This window comes from Micromonospora eburnea (assembly GCF_900090225.1).
Taxonomy (GTDB): Bacteria; Actinomycetota; Actinomycetes; order Mycobacteriales; family Micromonosporaceae; genus Micromonospora; species Micromonospora eburnea.
Genome location: NZ_FMHY01000002.1, coordinates 5,848,483 through 5,868,532 on the forward strand (window position 1 = coordinate 5,848,483; position 20,050 = coordinate 5,868,532).

At 73.3% G+C, this 20,050-nt stretch carries 18 protein-coding genes and 1 pseudogene; 4 read left to right on the top strand and 15 right to left on the bottom strand.

The genetic code is table 11. The annotated features are described in order from the left end of the window. Positions 1-42: 42 nt before the first annotated feature. From GA0070604_RS25300 to GA0070604_RS34410, 3 genes and pseudogenes are all read right to left on the bottom strand, one after another. A complete protein-coding gene (locus tag GA0070604_RS25300) occupies positions 43-1,872 on the bottom strand; it encodes a glycoside hydrolase family 15 protein (protein WP_091123685.1) in 1,830 nt (609 codons plus the stop codon). A 75-nt stretch (positions 1,873-1,947) separates the two neighbouring features. Then, on the bottom strand, positions 1,948-2,505 hold the full coding sequence (locus tag GA0070604_RS33215) for an SDR family oxidoreductase (protein ID WP_208602162.1): 558 nt from the start codon (positions 2,503-2,505) through the stop codon (positions 1,948-1,950). Positions 2,506-2,536: 31 nt separating this feature from the next. Next, positions 2,537-2,836 (bottom strand): annotated as a pseudogene (locus GA0070604_RS34410) (SDR family NAD(P)-dependent oxidoreductase); the annotation flags it as partial. Between the two features lie 159 nt (positions 2,837-2,995). Here GA0070604_RS34410 and GA0070604_RS25310 point away from each other — a divergent pair. Then, positions 2,996-6,250, top strand: a complete 3,255-nt coding sequence (locus tag GA0070604_RS25310; protein WP_091123689.1) for an Hsp70 family protein — start codon at positions 2,996-2,998, stop codon at positions 6,248-6,250. Between the two features lie 152 nt (positions 6,251-6,402). Here the strand turns inward: GA0070604_RS25310 and GA0070604_RS25315 are convergent, their stop codons facing one another. Then, positions 6,403-6,939 (bottom strand): hypothetical protein, encoded by a 537-nt coding sequence (locus tag GA0070604_RS25315; RefSeq protein WP_091123693.1) that lies wholly within the window; start codon positions 6,937-6,939, stop codon positions 6,403-6,405. Positions 6,940-7,055: 116 nt separating this feature from the next. Between GA0070604_RS25315 and GA0070604_RS25320 the strand changes: the two genes are divergently transcribed. Both GA0070604_RS25320 and GA0070604_RS34415 read left to right on the top strand, forming a co-directional pair. After that, the gene (locus GA0070604_RS25320) at positions 7,056-8,276 is read left to right on the top strand and encodes a GNAT family N-acetyltransferase (RefSeq protein WP_091123696.1); all 1,221 of its coding nucleotides are present in this window, start codon (positions 7,056-7,058) and stop codon (positions 8,274-8,276) included. Between the two features lie 208 nt (positions 8,277-8,484). Continuing rightward, entirely contained in the window at positions 8,485-8,967 is a 483-nt protein-coding gene (locus tag GA0070604_RS34415; protein WP_091127404.1) for a hypothetical protein, read from the top strand. Positions 8,968-8,993: 26 nt separating this feature from the next. Here GA0070604_RS34415 and GA0070604_RS25330 read toward each other — a convergent pair whose 3' ends face one another. The 4 genes from GA0070604_RS25330 to GA0070604_RS25345 form a co-directional block, all read right to left on the bottom strand. Next, a complete protein-coding gene (locus GA0070604_RS25330; protein ID WP_091123700.1) occupies positions 8,994-9,464 on the bottom strand; it encodes a ribose-5-phosphate isomerase in 471 nt (156 codons plus the stop codon). Positions 9,465-9,536: 72 nt separating this feature from the next. Further along, positions 9,537-10,736 carry a DUF1015 family protein gene (locus tag GA0070604_RS25335; RefSeq protein ID WP_091123703.1) on the bottom strand — a complete coding sequence of 400 codons (1,200 nt, stop codon included), beginning with the start codon at positions 10,734-10,736 and terminating at the stop codon, positions 9,537-9,539. 126 nt (positions 10,737-10,862) lie between these two features. Continuing rightward, the gene (locus GA0070604_RS25340) at positions 10,863-11,237 is read right to left on the bottom strand and encodes a hypothetical protein (RefSeq protein ID WP_091123707.1); all 375 of its coding nucleotides are present in this window, start codon (positions 11,235-11,237) and stop codon (positions 10,863-10,865) included. A 170-nt stretch (positions 11,238-11,407) separates the two neighbouring features. After that, complete coding sequence (locus GA0070604_RS25345) at positions 11,408-12,007, bottom strand: mycothiol-dependent nitroreductase Rv2466c family protein (RefSeq protein ID WP_377593532.1); 600 nt, start codon at positions 12,005-12,007, stop codon at positions 11,408-11,410. A gap of 250 nt (positions 12,008-12,257) precedes the next feature. Between GA0070604_RS25345 and pepN the strand changes: the two genes are divergently transcribed. Beyond that, positions 12,258-14,804 carry an aminopeptidase N gene (gene pepN, locus GA0070604_RS25350; RefSeq protein ID WP_091123714.1) on the top strand — a complete coding sequence of 849 codons (2,547 nt, stop codon included), beginning with the start codon at positions 12,258-12,260 and terminating at the stop codon, positions 14,802-14,804. Between the two features lie 252 nt (positions 14,805-15,056). Here the strand turns inward: pepN and GA0070604_RS25355 are convergent, their stop codons facing one another. From GA0070604_RS25355 to GA0070604_RS25385, 7 genes are read right to left on the bottom strand one after another with little or no spacing between them, the layout of a single operon-like run. Continuing rightward, positions 15,057-15,470: a DUF5130 family protein gene (locus tag GA0070604_RS25355; RefSeq protein WP_091123718.1), complete on the bottom strand. Its 414-nt coding sequence runs from the start codon at positions 15,468-15,470 to the stop codon at positions 15,057-15,059. Further along, on the bottom strand, positions 15,457-15,759 hold the full coding sequence (ctaJ, locus tag GA0070604_RS25360; RefSeq protein ID WP_452312072.1) for an aa3-type cytochrome oxidase subunit CtaJ: 303 nt from the start codon (positions 15,757-15,759) through the stop codon (positions 15,457-15,459). The genes GA0070604_RS25355 and ctaJ overlap by 14 nt, the downstream gene beginning before the upstream one ends. A 55-nt stretch (positions 15,760-15,814) precedes the next feature. After that, complete coding sequence (locus GA0070604_RS25365; RefSeq protein ID WP_091123726.1) at positions 15,815-17,278, bottom strand: amidase; 1,464 nt, start codon at positions 17,276-17,278, stop codon at positions 15,815-15,817. Between the two features lie 50 nt (positions 17,279-17,328). Beyond that, a complete protein-coding gene (locus tag GA0070604_RS25370) occupies positions 17,329-18,333 on the bottom strand; it encodes an amidohydrolase family protein (RefSeq protein WP_091123729.1) in 1,005 nt (334 codons plus the stop codon). Next, positions 18,333-18,857: a 3-hydroxyanthranilate 3,4-dioxygenase gene (locus tag GA0070604_RS25375; protein WP_091123733.1), complete on the bottom strand. Its 525-nt coding sequence runs from the start codon at positions 18,855-18,857 to the stop codon at positions 18,333-18,335. The genes GA0070604_RS25370 and GA0070604_RS25375 overlap by 1 nt, the downstream gene beginning before the upstream one ends. Continuing rightward, on the bottom strand, positions 18,854-19,279 hold the full coding sequence (locus tag GA0070604_RS25380; protein WP_091123737.1) for a RidA family protein: 426 nt from the start codon (positions 19,277-19,279) through the stop codon (positions 18,854-18,856). The genes GA0070604_RS25375 and GA0070604_RS25380 overlap by 4 nt, the downstream gene beginning before the upstream one ends. Continuing rightward, entirely contained in the window at positions 19,276-20,049 is a 774-nt protein-coding gene (locus GA0070604_RS25385) for a 2-keto-4-pentenoate hydratase (RefSeq protein WP_091123741.1), read from the bottom strand. Before GA0070604_RS25385 ends, GA0070604_RS25380 begins: the two co-directional genes overlap by 4 nt. Position 20,050 lies beyond the last annotated feature (1 nt).

Consider the following 20,050-nt stretch of genomic DNA (forward strand, 5'->3'; position numbering starts at 1 on the left):
CGATGCCGCCCGAGCCCGTTTCGCCTACCGCCCGCCGCCGGGCTATGCGGTTGGGTCGGCTGCGGCCCGGGCCAGGCTCACCCCACTGGCGATGATCCCGATGTGGCTGAACGCCTGGGGGAAGTTGCCGATGAACGCGCCTGTTCCGGGGTCGATCTGCTCGGACAGCAGACCGAGCGGGCTCGTTCTCGCACACAAGGATGCGTACAGATCGTGCGCCTGGTCGAGGCGGCCCTGATGGATGAGGTTCTCGACCAACCAGAAGCTGCACAGTACGAAGGCGCCCTCGTCGCCTGCGATCCCATCGGGCGCCTCCTCGTGCAGGTAGCGGTAGAGCAGCCCGTCTCCGGCGGACAGCCGTTCGGCGACAGCGGCGGTGGTGGCGATCATCCGCGGATGGGTGGCGGGAATCACCTGCCGCAGGGGTAGGGCCAGCAGGCTCGCGTCGAGCACGCCGCCGCCGTCGAGATGAGCGCTGAGGGTCTGTGCCTTCTCGTCCCAGGACCGTTCGAGGATGCATCGGGTCAGCTCGGTGGCCGCCGCACGCCACCGGGCTGTCGGCCCGGGCAGGCCGAGTCTGTCGCCGAGCGCCGCCGCCCGATCCAGCGCCACCTGGCACATCCCGGCCGAGTAGGTGAACACCCGGCCGTCGTTCCGCAACTCCCAGATCCCTTGATCCGGGTCACGCCACGCCCACTCGGCGGCATCGGCGAGCCCGCCCAGTTGGGCCCACAGCGCCGGTTGAAGCTCCCCTCCGCCGCGTACCCATTGATCGGCGCAGTCGAGCACTTCTCCGTAGACGTCGTGCTGGCGCTGGTCGGCCGCGCCGTTGCCCCAGTGGACCGGGGCTGAGCCGCGATAGCCTTCCAGCCCGGGGTCCTCGACCTCGTCGGGGACGGGGCCGCCGCCGAGGGTGTACATGATCCGTGGTTGCCCGCTGCGCTCGAAGGCGTCGAGAACCCACCCGAGGAACGCGTCCGCTTCGCTTCCGAACCCGATGCGGCGCAGGGCGAACACCGTGAAGGCGGCATCGCGGACCCATGCGTAGCGGTAGTCCCAGTTGCGAACGCCGCCGATCGGTGCGGGCAGTGAGGACGTGGGCGCTGCCACCATGGCGCCGTTGACCCAGTCGTCACACAGCTTGAGAGTGATCGCCGAGCGACGTACCAGGGGCTCCTGCGGGCCGCTGTAGGTGAAGTGGGCCATCCAGCGACGCCACGCGTCCGCCGTCGTCGCCAGCATGGCGTCGGCGTCGAAGCGGTGCTGGCGGTGGATCCGGCCCCAGGAGAGGATCAGGTCGACGTGTTCGCCCTCCTGCAGATCGAAGGTGACCGGCAGGCTGGTCAGGGGACGACTGGCACGCAGGTGTAGTCGCAGGTCCGGTCGCCGTGAGGGTCGGATTTCGAGGCCGTCGAACGCGGAGTGGGTCAGGCCGCCGTCGCGGGGCTGCAGGTCGACGTCCAGTCGGACCGTGCCGTTGAGGACGCGCGCCGAACGGACGAGTTCCGCCCGGCCGGCCGGCGCGTCGTCGGTGAGATCGGCGCCGGAGCGCACCGCGATCGCATCGGTGATCTGAAGCAGGCCGGTACCGCTGCGCAGCTCGGTGACCAGGACCGCGGTGTCCGGGATGTAGTGCTGCCGCGCCTCGCGCAGGTCCTGGACGGTGACCGTGAAGTGCCCGCCTCGCTGGTTGTCGAGCAGGCCGGCGAGAACCGGGTCGGAGTCGAAGTGGGGTAGGCACAGCCAGGGAATCGAGCCGTCGACCCCGACGAGCGCCACGGTGGCGCCGTCCCCGATCACACCCAGGTCCTCCAGGCGAAGGTAGTTATCGGGCCGGTGCACGGGACGCAGGCGAGGGTTCAGGTCAAGCACGTGCTCTCCTCACCAGGCCGGGGACCGACGGGCGTCACTCACTGGGGTGGCATCCGGCGCCCCGGGCCGGCTCGCTCAGCGGGCGAGGACCCGGCCACCGAAGAGGGCCAGCGTCTCACCGGTGATGTAGCTGCTGTCGGCGTTGCTGGCGAAGAAGAGGAAGGCGGGGGCGATCTCCTCGGGCTGCGCCGGCCGGCCCAGCGGTACGCCGTCGATCTGGTCGCCGTATCCAGCCATCTGCTCGGGGGTACGGCTGGAGGCGTTCAACGGCGTCCACACCGGCCCTGGTGCCACACAGTTCACCCGGATACCGCGCCCGATCAGTTCCGTCGCGAGTGACTTGGTGAAGGTGTGAATCGCGCCGTTGGTCTCCGCGTACCCGATGAGCGACGGGTTGCCCTCGAAACCGGCGACCGAGCCGCAGTTGATGACGCTGCCACCCGCCGGCAGGTGCCGCAGCGCCGCGCGGGCCATGTAGAAGTAGCCCGACACATTCGTGTGGAACAGCTCGTCAAGAGCCTCGTCCGAAACGTCCGCCAGCGACGAGTACTGGAACATGACGGCGGCGTTGTTGACGAGGATGTCCAGCTTGCCGAACTCCGCGACGGTGCGTTCGATCCACGGCCGCGTCACAGAACGAGGAGTCCTTCACGTCGCCGGTCAGCACCAGGCAACGCCGGCCCTCCTGCTGCACCAGGTCACGAACGTGGTCCGCGTCCTCCTGTTCGGCGGGCAGGCAGACGATGGCCACGTCCGCCCCTTCCCGGGCGAACAGGACCGCGACGGCGGCGCCGATACCGCTGTCCCCGCCGGTGATCAGCGCGGCGCTGTCAGTGAGTTTTCCCGACCCGCGCAGTGCGGTCGCCTGGTTGCGGGGGCGAGGATCCATCCTGGCGTCCAGCCCCGGCCTCGACTGGGACTGCCCGGGGAACGGTGGCGTGGGCTGCTCGACGACTCTGCTCATCACAACGCCTCCCGTCGTCGTCCGGCCGCGGATGCCCCGTCTCGCGCCGGTTAAACAGGCCGACCGGCCCGCATCCACCCGCGCCGGAGATCATCGGGCGGTGCGGGCTGCGTACGATGCGGGACCGGACATCCCCTCGTCTGGTGGAGGTAGCGACGGATGTCAGGCCAGCAGGACGGTTTCGCCCTCGGCGTCGATCTCGGCACCTCGAACACGGTGGCCGTGCTGCGCTGGCCGGACGGGCGTACCCGGCCGTTACTCGTCGACGGACAGCCGATCCTCCCCTCCGGCGTGTACGCCGACGACGAGGGCCGCCTGCACGTCGGGCGGGACGCCCTGCGGTTGGCCCAGGCCGCCCCGGACCGGTACGAGCCGAACCCGAAGCGCCGGGTCGACGAGCCGGACGTAACGCTCGGCGGCCGGCGGCACACCCCGGCGGCGCTGCTGGCTGCGGTCCTGCGCGCGGTCGGCGAGGCGGCCGTGGGCGCGGTCGGCTTCCTTCCGCCCGCGGTGGTCACCTGCCCGGCGACCTGGGACGCCAGGCGCCGGCAGGTACTCGCCGATGCACTCGCGCTGGCCGGCTGGCCGACGGCCGCCGAGCACACCATGTCCGGTCCCATCCCGCCGGGGACCCGGCTGCTGCGCGAACCGGTGGCCGCCGCGCGCTACTACACCGAGGTGCTGCGCCGGCCGGTGCCGGTCGGTGAGTCCGTGGGGGTCTTCGACTTCGGCGGCGGGACGCTGGACGTCACGATCGTCCGCAACGAGGGCGCCGACCCGTGGGGCGACTCCGGCTTCACCGTCGCCTCCTGCGGCGGGCTGGACGACCTGGGCGGGCTCGACCTCGACGCCGCCCTGCTGGCGCTGCTCGCCGAGCGGATCAGAGCCACGCACCCGGCCGAGTGGACGCGGCTGGCCGAGCCGGCGAACACCACCCAGTGGCGGGACCGGCTCCAGTTCGCCGAGAACGTGCGGGGCGCGAAGGAGATGCTGTCCCGCAGCATGGTGGCGCCGGTGGCGGTGCCGGGGATCGAGGCGGCCGTACCGCTGAGCCGGGACGAGCTGGAGCGGGTGGCGGCGCCGCTGCTACGCCGGGCGGTCGCCGAGACGCGGCGGGTGGTCGCCGCCGCCGGGCTGACGCCGGAGCGGCTGAGCGGGCTGTTCCTGGTCGGCGGGTCGTCCCGGATGCCGCTGGTGGCCCGGCTACTCCACGCCGAGCTGGGGATCGCGCCCACCGTGCTGGAGCAGCCGGAGCTGCCGGTCGCCGAGGGTGCGCTGACCGACCTGCCGCTGCCCCGGAATCGTCCGGCGGCGCCCCCGCTGCCGCTGGCACCGGGCGCACCGCACCTCGACCCGCCCGCCGGACGGGTCGGGTCCGGACCGGCCGGCACCCCGGAGGCTGGCCCCGCGGCTTCCCGGCCCGGTGCCGGCCCGGCCGGCACGCTGCCACTCGCCGAGGGAACTCCCCCGCCCACCGACCCGGGCCGCCCCACGGCCGCCGGACCAGCCGGCACACTGCCGCTCGCCGCGACGGCACCGCCGCCGGCCGACCCGGCCCAGGCCGTGACCGTGCCTGCCAGCGCGCTGACCACCGCGCCCGTGTCCGGTGCCGGATCAGCTCCCACCCTGCCCGGCCCCGGGCCGGCCGGCACCCTGCCCGGTTCCGGGCCGGCCGCCACTCTGCCCGGCCTCGGCCCGGCCGGCACCCTGCCCGGCTCCGGACCGGCCGCCACTCTGCCCGGCCTCGGCCCGGCCGGCACCCTGCCCGCCGGCGTCCCGGCAGGCCCGACGCACCCGTCGGGCCCGGCCAACGCGGCAGGCCTGACGCACCCAGCAGGCCCGGCTGACGCGGCAGGCCCGACACACGCGGCAGGCTCGGTGGGCGCGGCAGGTGCGGTGGGGACGGACAGTTCCGGACATGGCGCAGGCGGCCAGCCCCACGGGGCCGCTGGAATCCCGCGCCAGGCCGGGCCGTGGTCGGGCGTACCGCAGGCGGCGCCGGCGGGGTGGCCACCGGGCGTACCCGGGTCGGGAATGCCGGGGTCGCCGGCCGCGCCGGCTCGCGACGGCCGGCGGCGACGGGCGCTGTGGATCTCGCTCGCCGCGGTGGCGGCCCTCGCCGGGATGACCACGGCGGCCGTCCTCTACTTGACCAGAGACCGGCATCCGGAGCTGGACTTCCAGCCGTTCCGCAAGGGAATCCCGGTGGCGGCGGGTACGGAGCGGCCGAGCGACATGTTCACCGCGACCGTGGGCGACCGGGCCTACCTGGCCTACCCGCGCGACGACGACCGGCTGGTGGTGATCGCCGTGGAGGCGGCCACCGGCTCGGAGCTGTGGCGCAAGGAGAGCGGCGAGCCCGCCAAGCGCTGGGCCGGCGTCCTCGCGCTGCCCGGCGCGGTGGCGCTCCTCGCGGACGCGTCGGGCAGCGACCCTCGGCAGCTGGAGGTGCTCGACGCCTCCGGAAAGCGGCGGTGGCAACACACGGTGCACGGCGACGACGAGCTCTTCGTCGGCGCCCAGGTGCTGGTCGTCGCCGACCGCACCAGCAAGCAACTGCGCGGCCTCGACCTACGCACCGGCGAGGAGCGGTGGTTCCTCCCGGATCTGACCGACCAGTACGGCAGCTCGCGGACCCGCGTCTACCCGGTGACCATCGACGAGAGCCTCGCCGGACCGGGGTTCCTCGACGGCACGCCGCGCGACCCGAAGGCGGCACCGGTCCGGCAACTCGTCCAGGTCAACGCCGACCGCTCCGTCCGGCTGATCGACGTCGCCACCGGGAAGGAACTGGGCCGCCAGACCAACGTGGCCCGGCCGGACGACCTGGTCGCCGCCCACGAGGACCGGCTGTACGTGGTGGACGACCAACAGCTGCTCGGGTACGACCTGGGCAGCCTGGCGAAGGCGAAGCCGAACGTGCTCTACCGGTTTCCGGACGACCGGCGCCGGGCCAAGGCGCTGGTGCCGTGCGGCGAGCACCGGGCCTGCCTGCTGGAGGTGGCCGACGCCGACGAGAAGACCGCGCGGGTGGTGGCCGCCACCGAGGGGAAGGACGTGCAGCACTGGGCGGTGCCGGGCATGGAGCAGCTCGTGCCGGTCGGCGAGCGGGTGCTGGCCCGGCGGACGTACCCGGAGCCGGTGGTCACCCTGTTCGCGCCGGACGGTCGGAAGGTGCTCGACGAGGAGGACGGGGTGGCCGCCCGGGTGGACGCCGGCAACCTGCTGCTCTTCGCCGACCGGCTGAACAGCAGTGCGGACAACCGGAGCGTGTCCGGCGTGGGCACGGGCTCCGGCAACGTGGTCCCGCTCGGCGAGCTGAAGGGCGTACGCGGCGAGTCGTGTTCGTGGAACACCGAGGTGATCGTCTGCGGGGCGGCCAAGGAGTTCCTGGTGTACCGCTTCGCCGCCTGATCGCGCTGCGGCTCAGCCCACCGGGCGACGGATGAACCGCGTCCGGCCGGGTAATGCGGCCGGCGTCCTGGTGGAGTGACGACCGGCGTCGCGGCGTACCGCGACCGGGCGCGCGGGCGGGCGGCCGGACGCCGACCCGCCCGCGGCCACGGTCAGTGGCCGGTGACCCAGTTCCAGGCCGCCACGACCCACTCGGTCTGCTGCAGGTAGGCGACACCCACGCCGACCAGGAACAGCGCGGTCGCCAGGTGCGCGCCGCGGGCGGTGCGGCGTACCCGGCCCAGCTGCCGTTCCAGGACCAGCCGGCCGAGCAGGCGGGCGAGCCCGAAGAGGCCGACGGCGGTGAGCAGGCTGAGTACGAAGGTGAGCAGCGGGGTGCCGAGCTCCCCCCGGCCGGAGATCGCCCAGATGCCCCAGCAGACGAAGGCGAAGAGGCCGCCGGCCGCGCTCCACTCGCCACCCCGGCGCAACCGCGCCAGGTGCCAGCTCATCGGGCGGCGTGGGGCGGAGTCATCGGACCAGTCGGTCTGGTCGACGGTGGCGAACTGCTCGGTCCGGGGTGTCCGTGGCTGGCCCACGGAGGCCACGCCACGCCGGAACCCGTCCCGCTGTGGTGGCACCACCCCGACACCCGGCTGCGGCGGCACCTCCACGGTGCGCTCGGCCCACGGCTGTGTCTGGTCCGCCATCTGTTGTCCTCCCCCTCGACCGACGGGCACGGTACCGAGGGTAGCGAGCCGGCAAAGAGGGTAGCGAGCCGGCAAATCGGTCGCCAACTCGGAAGGCGATGGGTTACACACATGCGATGGTCGACGCACTGGTACCCCGGGCCGAGGACTTCGACGACATCAGGGCGTTGCTGGCGCTCGTCTTCCACGGCGACCTCGATCCCGAGGTACTCAAGATCGAACGCGCCGTCTTCGAGCCGGAACGCTCCCTGCTGGTCCGCGACGGCGGGGCCGCCGTGGCGCACGCCGGCGCGTTCACCCGCGAGCTGACCGTGCCGGGGGCCGTCGTGCCCGCCGCGCACGTGACGATGGTCGGGGTCGCGCCCACCCACCGCCGTCGGGGCCTGCTCACCGGCCTGATGAGCCGGCAACTGCGCGAGGCCCGCGACGCCGGCCGCGAGCCGGTCGCGGTGCTCTGGGCCAGCGAGGGACGGATCTATCCGCGGTTCGGTTACGGCCTGGCCGCCCAGCGGTACACGCTGAGCTGCGACACCACCGAGCTGCGGCTGCCGGAACCGGCGTCCACCGAGGGCACGCTCCGCCTGGACCTCCCGGCCGCGCACCAGGCCGAGCTGGCCGGGCTGTACGACCGGGTACGCGCCGGTCGTCCCGGCTGGTCCAGCCGGAACGAGCGCTGGTGGGCGTACGTACTCGGCGATGTGAAGTCCCTGCGGGGCGGCGCGACCGAGCGCCGGGTGCTGCTGCACGAGGGGCCCGACGGCCTGGACGGGTACGCCCTCTACCGGACCAGGGGTGAGTGGGACCGGACCGGACCGCGCGGCGAGGTCCGGGTCGACGAGGTGGTGGCCGGGAACCCGGCGGCGTACCTGGCGCTGTGGCGGCTGCTGCTGTCGATCGACCTGACCCGGCGGCTGTCGTTCGACCGGGCCGCCGTGGACGAGCCGCTGCTGTGGCTGGTGAACGAGCCGCGCCAGCTCGGCGCCCACCTCGACGACGCCCTCTGGGTACGCCTCGTGGACGTCCCGGCGGCGTTGGCCGCCCGCCGATACGCCACCGACGTCGACGTGGTCATCGAGGTCACCGACGAGCTGCTGCCGGAGAACACCGGCCGGTGGCGGCTGGTCGGCGGGCCGGCCGGAGCCGAGTGCGTCGCCACCTCGGCACCGGCCCAGCTCGCCTGCGACGTACGCGCGCTCGGGGAGCTCTATCTGGGCGGGGCCGGGCTGGGGGCGCTCGCCGCCGCGGGCCGGGTCCGGGAGCTCGTACCGGGGACGGTGGCGGCGGCCGGCCCGGCATTCGGCTGGCACCGCGCCCCGGCCCCGATGGAGGTCTTCTGAATCCGGCCAGCGTGGGCTGCTGCCCACCGGCCGGCGTGGGGCTGTCCATCCCGCCGGGGTGACGGGTGCGCCGTTGCCGGTCCCGACGACCGATCGGCGGGGCGCTGGACGGGCGCCGTCGGTATCCGAGCTGGCCGACTTCGCCGCCGGACTGGTCGCCTGCCGCCGCGGGGCGACCGCCGCGCCGCCGGGGCGGTACGGTCGGACGATGGGTGATGCGGAGCGACGGCGGCGCCGGCTGCGACACCACGGCGAGGCCGGGACGCCGGACGGCGAAGGCACCACCGGGCGGGCCGGCAGGCACGAGTCCGCCGGCGCCTTCGCGGAGGGGCCGACCGCGACCACGGCGGCGGTGCACGACGACGACGGACCCGGTTCGCGGCGTGGCGTCAGACGCGCCGAGCTGGAATCGTCGGACGATGGCTTCAGGTCGCGGCGTGGCGCCAGAAACGCCGAGCTGGATTCATCGGAGCCCCGGGCACGCCGCACCGGCCCCCCTGTCGAGGAGGGCGAGCGCGGGCTGCGCGGCCTGGTCGGCTCGGGGTCCTCGCAGGTGAGCGTGACCGCCGCGCTGCGGGCCCGGGACGCGGCCCGACCGACCGACGCGGACCTGGCCGAGGCCGAGGCCCGCGTCGTGATCGTGCGCCGCAACTGGGTGCCCCGCGAGGAACTGCCCCGCTCCGGCCGCTGAACCCCGGCGGGCGGGGCAGGGTGGCGTCAGGCGGGCAGGTCGGGCAGCTCGCGGTGCTGCTCGTACGTGGCCAGCTGGCCGATCCGGCGGGCATGCCGGGGGTTGCCCGAGAAGGGCGTGGTCAGGAACGCCTCGACCATGGCGGTCGCCTCGTCCAGGGTGTGCTGGCGGGCGCCGACGGCGACGATGTTGGCGTCGTTGTGCTCCCGGGCCAGCTGGGCGGTGTCGATGTTCCAGGCGAGCGCCGCGCGTACGCCGGCGACCTTGTTGGCGGCGATCTGCTCGCCGTTGCCGGAGCCGCCGATGACCACCCCGAGGCTGCCCGGGTCGTTGACCACCCGGTCGCCGGTGTGCAGGCAGAACGCCGGGTAGTCGTCGTCCGGGTCGTAGGCGTGCGGACCGACGTCGACCACCTCGTACCCCTGCTTGGCCAGGTGGTTGGCGAGGTGCCCCTTCAGCTCGAAGCCGGCGTGATCAGATCCCAGGTAGACGCGCATACCGCGCAGTCTGTCAGGCCGGCCTCCGTGCCGGCGCCCGGGCGGCGGCACGGAGGCGGATTCGTCACAGGTTCAGCGGGGCAGCTCGGCCACGACCAGGCCGGCCCGCGCCTTCGGGGTGAACCAGGTGCTCTTGCGCGGCATCTTCTCCCGGGCCAGGTTGACCGCGACGAAGTCGTCGACGGTCACCGGGGCGATGAGGACGGCCAGCTCGGCCCGACCGGCGTCGACCTCGCCGGTCAGCCAGCTCGCCGGGTAGTCGCCGCCGACGTAGGTGACCCGCTTGTCGCCCGGGTCGAGGCCGAGCGCGTCGCGCAGCAGCAGCCGCTCGACCAGGGCGTGGTCCAGGTTCTCCAGCCGGCCGCCGTCGGCGTGCGGCAGGGTGACCGCGTACGCCTGGCCGGCGAGGTAGAGGTGAACGGTGCCACCGGCCGCCGGGACCTCGACCGGGCCCTCGACGGGGGTGACCTGCGCGCCGGCGGCGCGCAGCCGGTCCAGCAGCTCCGCCGGGGTGGTGGTCAGCTCGCTGACCAGCCGGTTGTAGGGCTGGATGGCGACCGAGGCGGGCGTGGTGATCACCGAGAGGAAGCGCGGGAACTCGCCGGTCTGGGCGGCCAGGCTGCGGTGGTTGCCGTCCGCGACCACCAGCTCGCCGCCGCCCGCGAGGGCGGTCAGCTCGTCCTGCTCGGGCCCGGGGCCGAGCAGCCAGATGGCGTGCGTCCGCCCGGCCTGGTCGACGTCGGTCGCGGCGGGCGCGCCGGCCGCCTCGGTCGCCGCCGCGAGCGCGGCGTGCAGCTCGTCGCCCCGCCCGGTCTGGAGCAGGAGTACGGGCGAGAGGAGGTGGCCCAGCGCCTCGGCCAGGGCGACCCGCTCCCGCACCTTGGCGATGAAGACGTCCTCGTTGCGGATCACCAGGCCGGGCTCGTCGGCCCGGGTGGAGATCTGGTCGGTGTCGACCATGGCGAAGAGCCCGTACCCGGTCTCCTCCCCCGGCGCGCTGATCCGGTAGAGCACCACGACCTGCTCGGCCGGGGTGTAACTGCCGTCCGCCTTGGCCTCGGCGAGCCGGGCCGCCGCGTCGGGCAGGGCGTCGAGGAAGGACTTCCCGAGGCTGTCCGGTGCCCGGTGGGGCATCTCGATGCCCAGGGCACTGTGCGGATTCGCCTCGACGATGGCGGTGATCTCCGCGTCGTCGGCGAACTCGTCGTAGTTCTGCGCGCCGGTGCCGCCAGTGGTGATCCAGGCCCGGGCGATCGGATGCACGACCGTCATGCCCGCTGACGCTACCCGCGCCGCCCGCCCCACCGGTGCGGACCCTGGCCGCTTCCACCAGTTGAAAGGAGGGGCCCCCTGTTAACGCCTCCGGTAGTGCAGGGGCCCCCTCTTAACGTGGCCGAGTCAGGGGGTGCGGTGCCGGCCGGTGGTGGGACGGCGAACTGGCGCGGGGGTGGGTGGACGCGAGGTGGCGCCGGCGGTGAGCCGTACCGTCGTCGTCACGCCGGCCGCGGCCGGGCGGCCCGCCGCGGTGGCGGACCGGGTCGAGCCGGGGCTCCGGGCCGGCTCGCCCGCGTCGGCGGGCGGGGTCATCCGGGAGGTGGCCACCACCCTGGCCACGCCGACCACGATCGGCGGGGCCAGCAGGTCAACCATTTCGGCCGGCAGGGACGGCCGGACAGCGGGCCAGTCGCCGTCCGCCACGGACCAGTACGTCGCACCGGGGTCCTCGGGCGTCGGCTGCGGCGCCTCGTCGGGCATGTGGCGGTGCTTACCCATGGGATTGCCTCCAGGAGCTGTCGGGGTGCGGCCCGCAGGGGCCGTCGACCAGGACACCCGGTGAAACGAACCCCGCGTCGCCGGGGTGACGCCGGCGGCGCGGGGTTCGCTCCGTTAAGAAGGGTCCCCTGCTCTACCGGAGGCGTTAAAAAGGGGCCCTTCCTTACACCTCAGTCGAAGATGGGGCCGAGTTCGCGGGTGCGCTTCAGCTCGTAGAAGCCGGGGGTGCCGGCGACCAGCAGGACGCCGTCCCACAGCTTGCCGGCGGCCTCGCCCTTCGGCGCCGGGGTGATCACCGGGCCGAAGAAGGCGATCTTGTCGCCGTCCGGGCCGGGAGCGTGGATCACCGGGGTGCCGACGTCGGTGCCGACCGGCCGCATGCCGGCCTCGTGGCTGGCCCGCAGTGCCTCGTCGTATGCGGTGGACTCGGCCGCGTCGGCGAGCACCGGGTCCAGGCCGACGTCGGTCAGCGCACCGACCAGCATCTCCCGGGTCAGCGGCTCCTTACCGAGATGGATCCGGGTGCCCATGGCCGTGTAGAGCTTCCCGAGCGTCTCCGCGCCGTGCGCCTGCTCGACCGCGATGCAGACCCGGACCGGACCCCAGCCCTTCGTCATCAGGTCCTGGTATTCCGCCGGTAGGTCGCGGCCCTCGTTGAGCACGGAAAGGCTCATCACGTGGAAGTGGATGTCCAGATCACGGACCTTCTCGACCTCCAGCAGCCAGCGGGAGGTGATCCACGCCCAGGGGCACAGGGGGTCGAACCACATGTCCACGGCGGCACGTTCGGTCACGTTGCTATCCCTTCAGGATTCCGCGCGCCGGGACCCCGGCGCCTACCCCGATCCTCACCCCGACCGGCATCGACCGGTACCGGAATGAGACCGTGACCTCGGCCACCGAAGGGTGGCAGTGCATGGAAGACTCGGATCCAGACCGGCCGTCACGAGCAGGGCCGGCAAGGCCGGGGCCGCGACGGAGCGGCGATGAAGCGTGGGATGGAGACAAACAGTGCCGGGAGTGCGCAACCTGACTCAGGTCGAAGCCACCGAGCGGGCGCGCCTGCTCGACGTGACCGGGTACGACATCAGCCTTGACCTGTCAGCCGCCGTACAGGCCACGGGCCGTACGTTCCGCTCGGTGACCGAGGTCCGGTTCCGCTGTGCCGAGCCCGGGGCGACCACCTTCATCGAGGCGGCGGCGGACTCGGTGCGCTCCGCGACCCTCAACGGGGCGCCGATCGACCTTTCCGGCTGGTCGGCCGAGAAGGGCCTGACCCTCTCCGGCCTGCAGTCCGAGAACGTCCTCGTGGTGGACGCGGACTTCGCGTTCTCGAACAGCGGGCAGGGGCTGCACCGCACGGTGGACCCGGTCGACGGCGAGACCTACCTCTACAGCCAGTTCGAGACCGCCGACGCGCAGAAGGTCTTCGCCTGCTTCGACCAGCCGGATCTGAAGAGCGTCTACACCTGGCACGCCACCGTCCCCGACCACTGGCGGGTGATCTCCAACATGCCGGTGGAGCGGGAGGAGCCGGCCGGCGACGAGCTCAAGACCGTCCACTTCGCCGAGTCGGCGCGGATGAGCACCTACATCACCGCGCTCTGCGCCGGCCCGTACCACGAGGTGCGGGACAGCCACGACGGCATCGACCTGGGGGTGTTCTGCCGGGCCTCGATGGCGCGGTACCTCGACTCGGACGACCTGTTCCTGATCACCAAGCAGGGTTTCGACTTCTTCCACGAGCAGTTCGGCGTCCGCTACCCGCTGCCCAAGTACGACCAGCTCTGGGTGCCGGACTTCAACGCCGGCGCGATGGAGAACTTCGGCTGCGTCACCCACGCCGAGTCGCACTACATTTTCCGGTCGCAGGTCACCGACTTCGAGTACGAGCAGCGCGCCAACACGATCCTGCACGAAATGGCGCACATGTGGTTCGGTGACCTGGTCACCATGCGCTGGTGGAACGACCTGTGGCTGAACGAGTCGTTCGCCGAGTGGGCCAGCCACTGGTGCAACACCCACGCCACCCGGTTCACCGAGGCGTGGACGACCTTCCTGTCCATCCGGAAGAACTGGGGCTACCGGCAGGACCAGCTCTCCTCCACCCACCCGGTCTACTGCGAGATGCCGGACCTGGAGGCGGTCGAGGTCAACTTCGACGGCATCACCTACGCCAAGGGCGCCAGCGTGCTCAAGCAGCTCGTCGCGTACGTGGGCGAGGAGCCGTTCCTGGCCGGCCTGCGGGCGTACTTCGCCAAGCACGCCTGGGGCAACGCCACCTTCGACGACCTGCTCACCGAGCTGGAGACGGCCTCCGGCCGGGAGCTGCGCAAGTTCGCCGCCCAGTGGCTGGAGACCGCGCAGGTCAACACGCTGCGCCCCGAGGTCACCATCGGCGCGGACGGCGCGTACGAGCGGGTGCTGGTCCGGCAGGACGCGCCGGCCGGGCACCCGACGCTGCGCACCCACCGGATCGGGGTGGGCCTCTACGACCTGACCGACGGCCGGCTGGTCCGCCGGGAGCGGGTCGAGGTGGACGTGACCGGTGAGACGACCGAGCTGTCCGCGCTGCACGGCAAGCCCGCCGCCGACGTGCTGCTGCTCAACGACGACGACCTCACGTACACCAAGCTGCGGCTGGACGAGCGCTCCATGTCGACGGTGGTGCAGCACATCGCCGGCTTCGAGTCGTCGCTGGCCCGGGCACTGTGCTGGACCGCGGCCTGGGACATGACCCGGGACGCCGAGCTGTCCGCCCGGGACTACGTGGCGCTGGTGCTGGCCGGGCTGCCCGCGGAGACCGACATCAACCTGGTCACCGCCACCCTGCGCCAGGCGACCACCACGCTCACCTTCTACGCCGACCCGGCGTGGGCGCCGACCGGCTGGGCCGAGCTGGCCCGTACCGCCCGGGCGGCGCTGGCCGCCGCCGAGCCGGGCAGCGGCTTCCAGCTCGCCTGGGCCCGGGCGTACGCCTCCGCGGCCCGCTCGGACGAGGATCTGGCGACGCTGCGCGGCTGGCTGGAGGGCGTCGAGGTGACGGCCGGGCTGACCGTGGACACCGAGCTGCGCTGGACGGTGCTCCAGTCGCTGGTGGCCAACGGCGCGGCCGGGACCGCCGAGGTGGACGCCGAGCTGGCCAGGGACCGCACCGCCAGTGGCGAGCGGGAGGCCGCGTACGCGCACGCCCTGGTGCCGACGGCGGAGAACAAGGCGGCGGTGTGGGCGCAGCTCACCGGCCCGGAGGCGCTGCCGAACTGGCGTAACCGCGCGCTGTTGCAGGGCCTCACGCACCCGGCTCAGGTCGAGCTGATGGCGCCGTACCGGGAGAAGTACTTCGCCACGGTGGACCAGGTCTGGGCAAGCCGGGACAGCGAGCCGGCACAGGAGTTCGCGCAGCTCGCCTACCCGGCGTATCTCGTGGACGACGACACGGTGGCGGCCACCGACGCGTGGCTGGCGCAGGACGGCCACCCGGCCCCGCTCCGTCGCCTGGTCGCCGAGGGCCGCGACGGCGTCACCCGCGCCCTGCGGGCCCGCGCCCGCGACGCCCGCACCGCCTGACGCGAGATCCGGGGGCCGGCGCGGGCAGCTGCCCGTGCCGGCCCCCGGCCGTTGTCGGCGGAGGCAGGTGGATGTGATGGCACAACGGTCCTCCGGGTGCCCGCTCGGCACGGTCGGGCCGGACGGTCCCGTGCAGGTCGACGAGCCGTGGCCGGTCCGGCTCGGCCCGTCCGCCTGGCCCCGCTGAGCAGCCCGACGAGAAAGCCCGGCCCGCGTGCTACGCGGGCCGGGCTTCGTCGTACGGGGAGGGGGTCAGCCCTTGCCGGCGTGGCTGGCGAGCTGGTCGAGGCCCTGGATGATGCCGCCGGCCAGGTCGCCGCCGCCGAAGGACGCCACCATGGAGAGCGCGGCGAGCTTGGCGTACGTGTCCGGGATGCGCTTGCGGGCGTACCGGCCGGTGATGATCTCCAGCTGCCGCTGGTTGGGCGACAGGGCGATCAGCACGGACCTGTCCGGCTCGGCGAGCTGGCGGTGCAGCCGCCCGGCGTGCTCCCGGATCGGCTCGTCGAGCCCGCCCACGTAGACCGAGAACACCAGCCCGGTGCCCTGGTCGGCCAGGCGGAGCGCCTCGTCGATGCGCAGCAGCTGACGGGTCGAGAAGGGCCCGTCCAGCACCTGGGGCGGGGCGCCCGCCCCGGTCTCGGCGTGCGTCTCACCAACGGTCACTTGCGCCTCCGGTGCCAGCGGCCGGCGCCTCGCGGCCGGCCAGTTCCTGCTTGCGGCTGGTCAGTGCCGGCGCCTGCGCCCCGGCGGCCAGCGCGGTGCCGGCCGAGTCGGCCAGCTGCTCCGGACGGCCCAGGAACCAGACCGGAGTGAAGTCGAAGGGCCGGCCCGGCCGGTAGCGCTTGGCGCCGCCACCGCCGCCACCGCTGCCGACGGCTGCCAGTCCGGCGATCACCAGCACCGCAGCCGCCGGGATGCCGACGAAGACCAGCAACGTCTCGGTAACAGACAATCCCAACGCCCCCAGGCGGAAATAGAGACCAGGAATTTCCGGGTCGGGTGAACGATCATGACGACGAGCGCCCGAGCCCGCTTGTGCTGTTCACGTTAGCGGAGTCGACCGCCCGCCAGATTGCGGGGTGCTGATCCCACCCGCCACACCCGTGCTCGACTTGCGCGGCAGTCGCTATCAATGTCCGGTCGTCGCCGTACCGACCGGTCAGCAGCACCCCGACCGGCAGGCCGTCGCCGGTCCGGCCGATGGGGAGCGAAACGGACGGGTCGCCGGTCACGTTGAAAATGGCACAGTACGGAGAAAAGCGGCGCTGCCGGTCGAAGTCCTCGGCCGGGCCGAGTGCGGCGAACGCGCCCACCGACGCCTGCGGCGCGGCCAGGGTCGGGCAGAGCAGCAGATCGCAGCCGGCGGTCCGGCGCACGCCACGGCGTACCTGCGCCTGGAGTTCGCCGAGTGCGGCCAGCAACTGCCCGGCGCCGACGGCCGCCGCCCGGGAGCGCAGGAACCGGGTGAGCGGCAGCAGTTCGCTCTCCCGCTCGGGCGGCACCGGGGAGAGCGCCAGCACGTACCAGACGGTTTCGAAGAGCGGCCACGCCTCGGGGCCGAGCGGCGCGGGCACGTCGACCACCTCGTGGCCGGCCGCGGTGAGCAGCGCGGCGGCCCGGTCGACGGCGGCCACGCAGTCGGGGTGCACCGGCTCGGCGGCGAGCATCGGGGTGGTGAACCGCCCGATCCGCAGCCGCCGGGGCGCCGCGTCGCGGGCCACGGCCAGGTAGCCGCCGTCGGGCGCGGCCGGCGGCAGGTACGGCTCGCCCGGCACCGGCCGGGCCAGCACGTCGAGCAGCGCGGCCACATCGGTGACGGTCCGGCCGAGCGGGCCGTTGGTGGGCAGCCCGAACGCGCCGAAGCCGAGCGGGCCGCCGGAGACCAGCCCCCGGCTGGGCTTGTAGCCGACCAGGCCGCAGATCGAGGCGGGAATACGCAGCGAGCCGCCGCCGTCGGAACCCTGCGCCACCGGCACCAGCCCCGCCGCCACCGCGGCCGCCGCGCCGCCGCTGGACCCACCCGCGGTGTACGCGAGCTGCCACGGGTTACGCGCGGGCGGCGCGACGAGCCCCTCCGAGTAGAGCGAACAGCCCAGCTCGGAGGTGGTGGTCTTGCCCAGGCTGACCAGGCCGGCCGCGGCCATGAACCGGACCACGTCGGCGTCCACCGGCGGCACGAAGTCTGCGAAGGCGGCCGAGCCGAAGGTGGTCCGCACCCCGGCGGTCAGCGTCAGATCCTTGATGGCGGTCGGTACGCCGTGCAGCGGCCCGCGCTCGTCCACCGGCACCGCGTCGGCCGCCCGCGCCGCCGCCCGCGCCCGCTCCGCGGTGACGGTGACGAACGCGCCCACGGTGTCGCCGAGCGCCTCGACCCGGTGCAGGTGGTGCTCGACCAGTTCCACGCTGGACAGCTCGCCCCGACGGATCGCGGCGGCCTGTTCCAGCGCGGTCAGGTCGTGCGGCTCGGCCATCCCCCCATCCTGCCGTGCCGGGCCGCCACGCGCGCGGCCCGACACGGGCGTCAGCCCCGGCCGAGGAAACGCAGGGCGTTGCGGGACAGCAGCTTGTAGCGCTGGTCGGCGGTGAGGAAGTCCGCCTTCCGGACCACCTGCCCGACCGGCCGCTCCCCCAGCGGGTACGGGTAGTCGCTGCCGACCAGCACCCGGTCCTCCCCCATGGTGTCGATCAGCAGCCGCAGCGCGGCCGGCTCGAAGACCACCGAGTCGACGCAGAACCGGTCGACGTAGGAGCTGGGCGGGGCGGTGGAGGCACCGCGTACCAGGTCGCCGCGGCGGTGCCAGGCGTTGTCGGCGCGCCCCAGCCAGAACGGGAAGCTGCCGCCGCCGTGCGCGAAACAGATCCGCAGCGTCTCCGGCACCCGGTCGAAGACGCCGCCGAGGATGAGCGCGAGCACCGACAGGTGCGTCTCCGCGGGCATCCCGGTCAGCCAGCGGGCCATCCAGCGGTCCAGCCGCGGCCCGCCGGGCATGTCCCACGGGTGCACGAAGACCGGCGCGCCCACCCGCGCGCAGTGGGTCAGGAACTGCACGATCCCGGTGTCGTCGAGGTCACGGTCGCCGACGTGGTTGCCGATCTCCACCCCGGCGTGCCCGGCCGCCAGGCAGCGGTCCAGCTCCGCGCAGGCCAGGTCCGGATCCTGCAACGGCACCTGGCAGAACGGCACCAGCCGGTCGCCCCCGGCGGCGGTGACCTCCAGGGTGAGGTCGTTGAAGATCCGGGCCACCTTGACGGCCTGGTCGGCCGGGCGGTCGTAGCTGAAGAAGACCGGGGTGGGCGAGACCACCTGCACGTCGACGCCGTCGGCGGCCATGTCGGCCAGCCGGGTCGGCGCGTCCCAGCACTCCGCGCCGACCGGGCGGAACTCCGTCTCCCCCACCATGATCATGGCGGCGCGCTCGGAGTCCACCCGCAGCCAGGGCCAGCCGGACCCGCCGCACGCCGCGGCGAGGTCCGGCCACCCCTTCGGTACGACGTGCGTGTGCACGTCCACGACCGGGTGCGGCATCAGCCCTTGCCCGGGTGCAGCGCGCCGCAGTTGGTGCAGGTGCGGGCCTTCTCGTCGGCGTAGAACGCCGCGAAGACCGGGGGCAGGTCGGCGGCGATGTCGCGCACCTGGAGCTCCACCTCGTGCACCTTGTGGCTGCACTCGGGGCAGTACCACTGGAACTTCTCCAGCGTGCCCTCCTCGCGTACCCGCTCGATCACCATGCCGATCGAGCCGGCCTCCGGCCGCTGCGGCGAGTGCGGGGTGTTGCGCGGCAGCATCCACATCTGGCCCTCGCGGATGTGCACCGTACGCGGGCCCTCCGGCAGCATCAGGTTGACGTGCATGTTGCCCTTGACCTGGTAGAAGAACTCCTCGTACGGGTCGACGTGGAAGTCGGTCCGCTGGTTGGGGCCGCCCACCACCATCACGATGAAGTCGTCGCTGCCCGGCAGCATCTCCTTGTTGCCCACCGGCGGCTTGAGCAGGTGCTGGTTCTCGGCGATCCACCCGGGAAAGCTGAACGGCTCGGCGATCTCACTCATGACGGTCCTCCCGACGGAAGTAGGGCCACGGCCTGCATCTCGATCAGCAGGTGCGGATGCGGAAGCTGGTGCACGGCCACCGTGGTCCGGGTCGGCCCGGTGGCGTCGAAGAACTCCGCCCACACCTCGTTGTACCCACCGAAGTCATTCATGTTGACCAGATAGCTGGTCACCTGGACCAGGTCGGAGAGCCCGGCGCCGACCGAGGCCAGCAGGTCGCCGATGTTCTCGATCACGGCCCGGGTCTGGGCCCGGATGTCCAGGTTGGTCGTGCCGAACTCGTCCACCTCGACACCGGCGAAGGAGTTGTCCGGCCGCCGGGACGACGTACCCGAGACGAAGACGAACCCGCCAGCCACCTTGACGTGCGGAAAGGCCCCGCGCGGCACGGCCTTCCCGGCGACGACCCTGGCCCCGGTCATGCCGTCGCCTTCAACGAGGCGGCGCCGAGCTTCTCCACCACCGCGCGGACGTGCGCGCCGGGCCGCAGCGGCACGGCGGCCGTGGCGGCGCCGGCGAGGAAGACCCAGCCCTTGCGCAGCCGGACGCCGTGCCGGCCGGCCAGCCGCAGACCCTCGTCGAGGGCGCGTCGCGGGTCGCCGAGGATGGCCGCGGTCGAGCCGACCTGCGCCACCCGGCCGTCGATCTCCAGCAGCACGCCGAGGTTGTCCAGCCCGTCCGGCACCGGCGACCAGGGCCCGACCACGAACGCGGCGGCCGACGCGTTGTCGGCGACGACGTCCGGCAGGGAGAAGGTGAAGTTGGCGTACCGGGAGTCGATCAGCTCGATCGCCGGGGCGACCGCGCGCACGGCCCGGGTGAACGAGCCGACCGGCTCGCCCGGGTCGGGCAGCCGGTCCAGCAGGAACGCCACCTCCGGCTCGACCCGGGGGTGGATGTAGTCGGCCACGTCGACCGTCCCGCCGTCGGGGACCCGCATCACGTCGGTGAGCCGTCCCCAGATCACCTCGTTCACCCCGACCTGGGCCATCTTCGCCCTGCTGGTCAGCCCCATCTTCAGCCCGACCAGCCGCTCACCCCGGTCGAGGCGGCGCTGTAGCAGCGCGGTCTGCACCGCGTACGCGGCGTCGACGTCGAGGCCGGTCTCGGCGGCGAGTTGCGGGATCGCGGTGGCCGCGTCGGCGGCCGCACCCAGCTTCTCGGCGACACCGGCGATGTCCGGTCCGATCATG

Excerpts from the sequence above, each read along its gene's own strand:
- GA0070604_RS25310 (WP_091123689.1), top strand. The coding sequence starts at position 2,996 with ATGTCAGGCCAGCAGGACGGTTTCGCCCTCGGCGTCGATCTCGGCACC.
- GA0070604_RS25315 (WP_091123693.1), bottom strand. The coding sequence starts at position 6,939 with ATGGCGGACCAGACACAGCCGTGGGCCGAGCGCACCGTGGAGGTGCCG.
- GA0070604_RS25320 (WP_091123696.1), top strand. The coding sequence starts at position 7,056 with ATGGTCGACGCACTGGTACCCCGGGCCGAGGACTTCGACGACATCAGG.
- GA0070604_RS34415 (WP_091127404.1), top strand. The coding sequence starts at position 8,485 with ATGGGTGATGCGGAGCGACGGCGGCGCCGGCTGCGACACCACGGCGAG.
- GA0070604_RS25330 (WP_091123700.1), bottom strand. The coding sequence starts at position 9,464 with ATGCGCGTCTACCTGGGATCTGATCACGCCGGCTTCGAGCTGAAGGGG.
- GA0070604_RS25335 (WP_091123703.1), bottom strand. The coding sequence starts at position 10,736 with ATGACGGTCGTGCATCCGATCGCCCGGGCCTGGATCACCACTGGCGGC.
- GA0070604_RS25340 (WP_091123707.1), bottom strand. The coding sequence starts at position 11,237 with ATGGGTAAGCACCGCCACATGCCCGACGAGGCGCCGCAGCCGACGCCC.
- GA0070604_RS25345 (WP_377593532.1), bottom strand. The coding sequence starts at position 12,007 with ATGTGGTTCGACCCCCTGTGCCCCTGGGCGTGGATCACCTCCCGCTGG.
- GA0070604_RS25365 (WP_091123726.1), bottom strand. The coding sequence starts at position 17,278 with ATGGCCGAGCCGCACGACCTGACCGCGCTGGAACAGGCCGCCGCGATC.
- GA0070604_RS25370 (WP_091123729.1), bottom strand. The coding sequence starts at position 18,333 with ATGCCGCACCCGGTCGTGGACGTGCACACGCACGTCGTACCGAAGGGG.
- GA0070604_RS25375 (WP_091123733.1), bottom strand. The coding sequence starts at position 18,857 with ATGAGTGAGATCGCCGAGCCGTTCAGCTTTCCCGGGTGGATCGCCGAG.
- GA0070604_RS25380 (WP_091123737.1), bottom strand. The coding sequence starts at position 19,279 with ATGACCGGGGCCAGGGTCGTCGCCGGGAAGGCCGTGCCGCGCGGGGCC.
- GA0070604_RS25385 (WP_091123741.1), bottom strand. The coding sequence starts at position 20,049 with ATGATCGGACCGGACATCGCCGGTGTCGCCGAGAAGCTGGGTGCGGCC.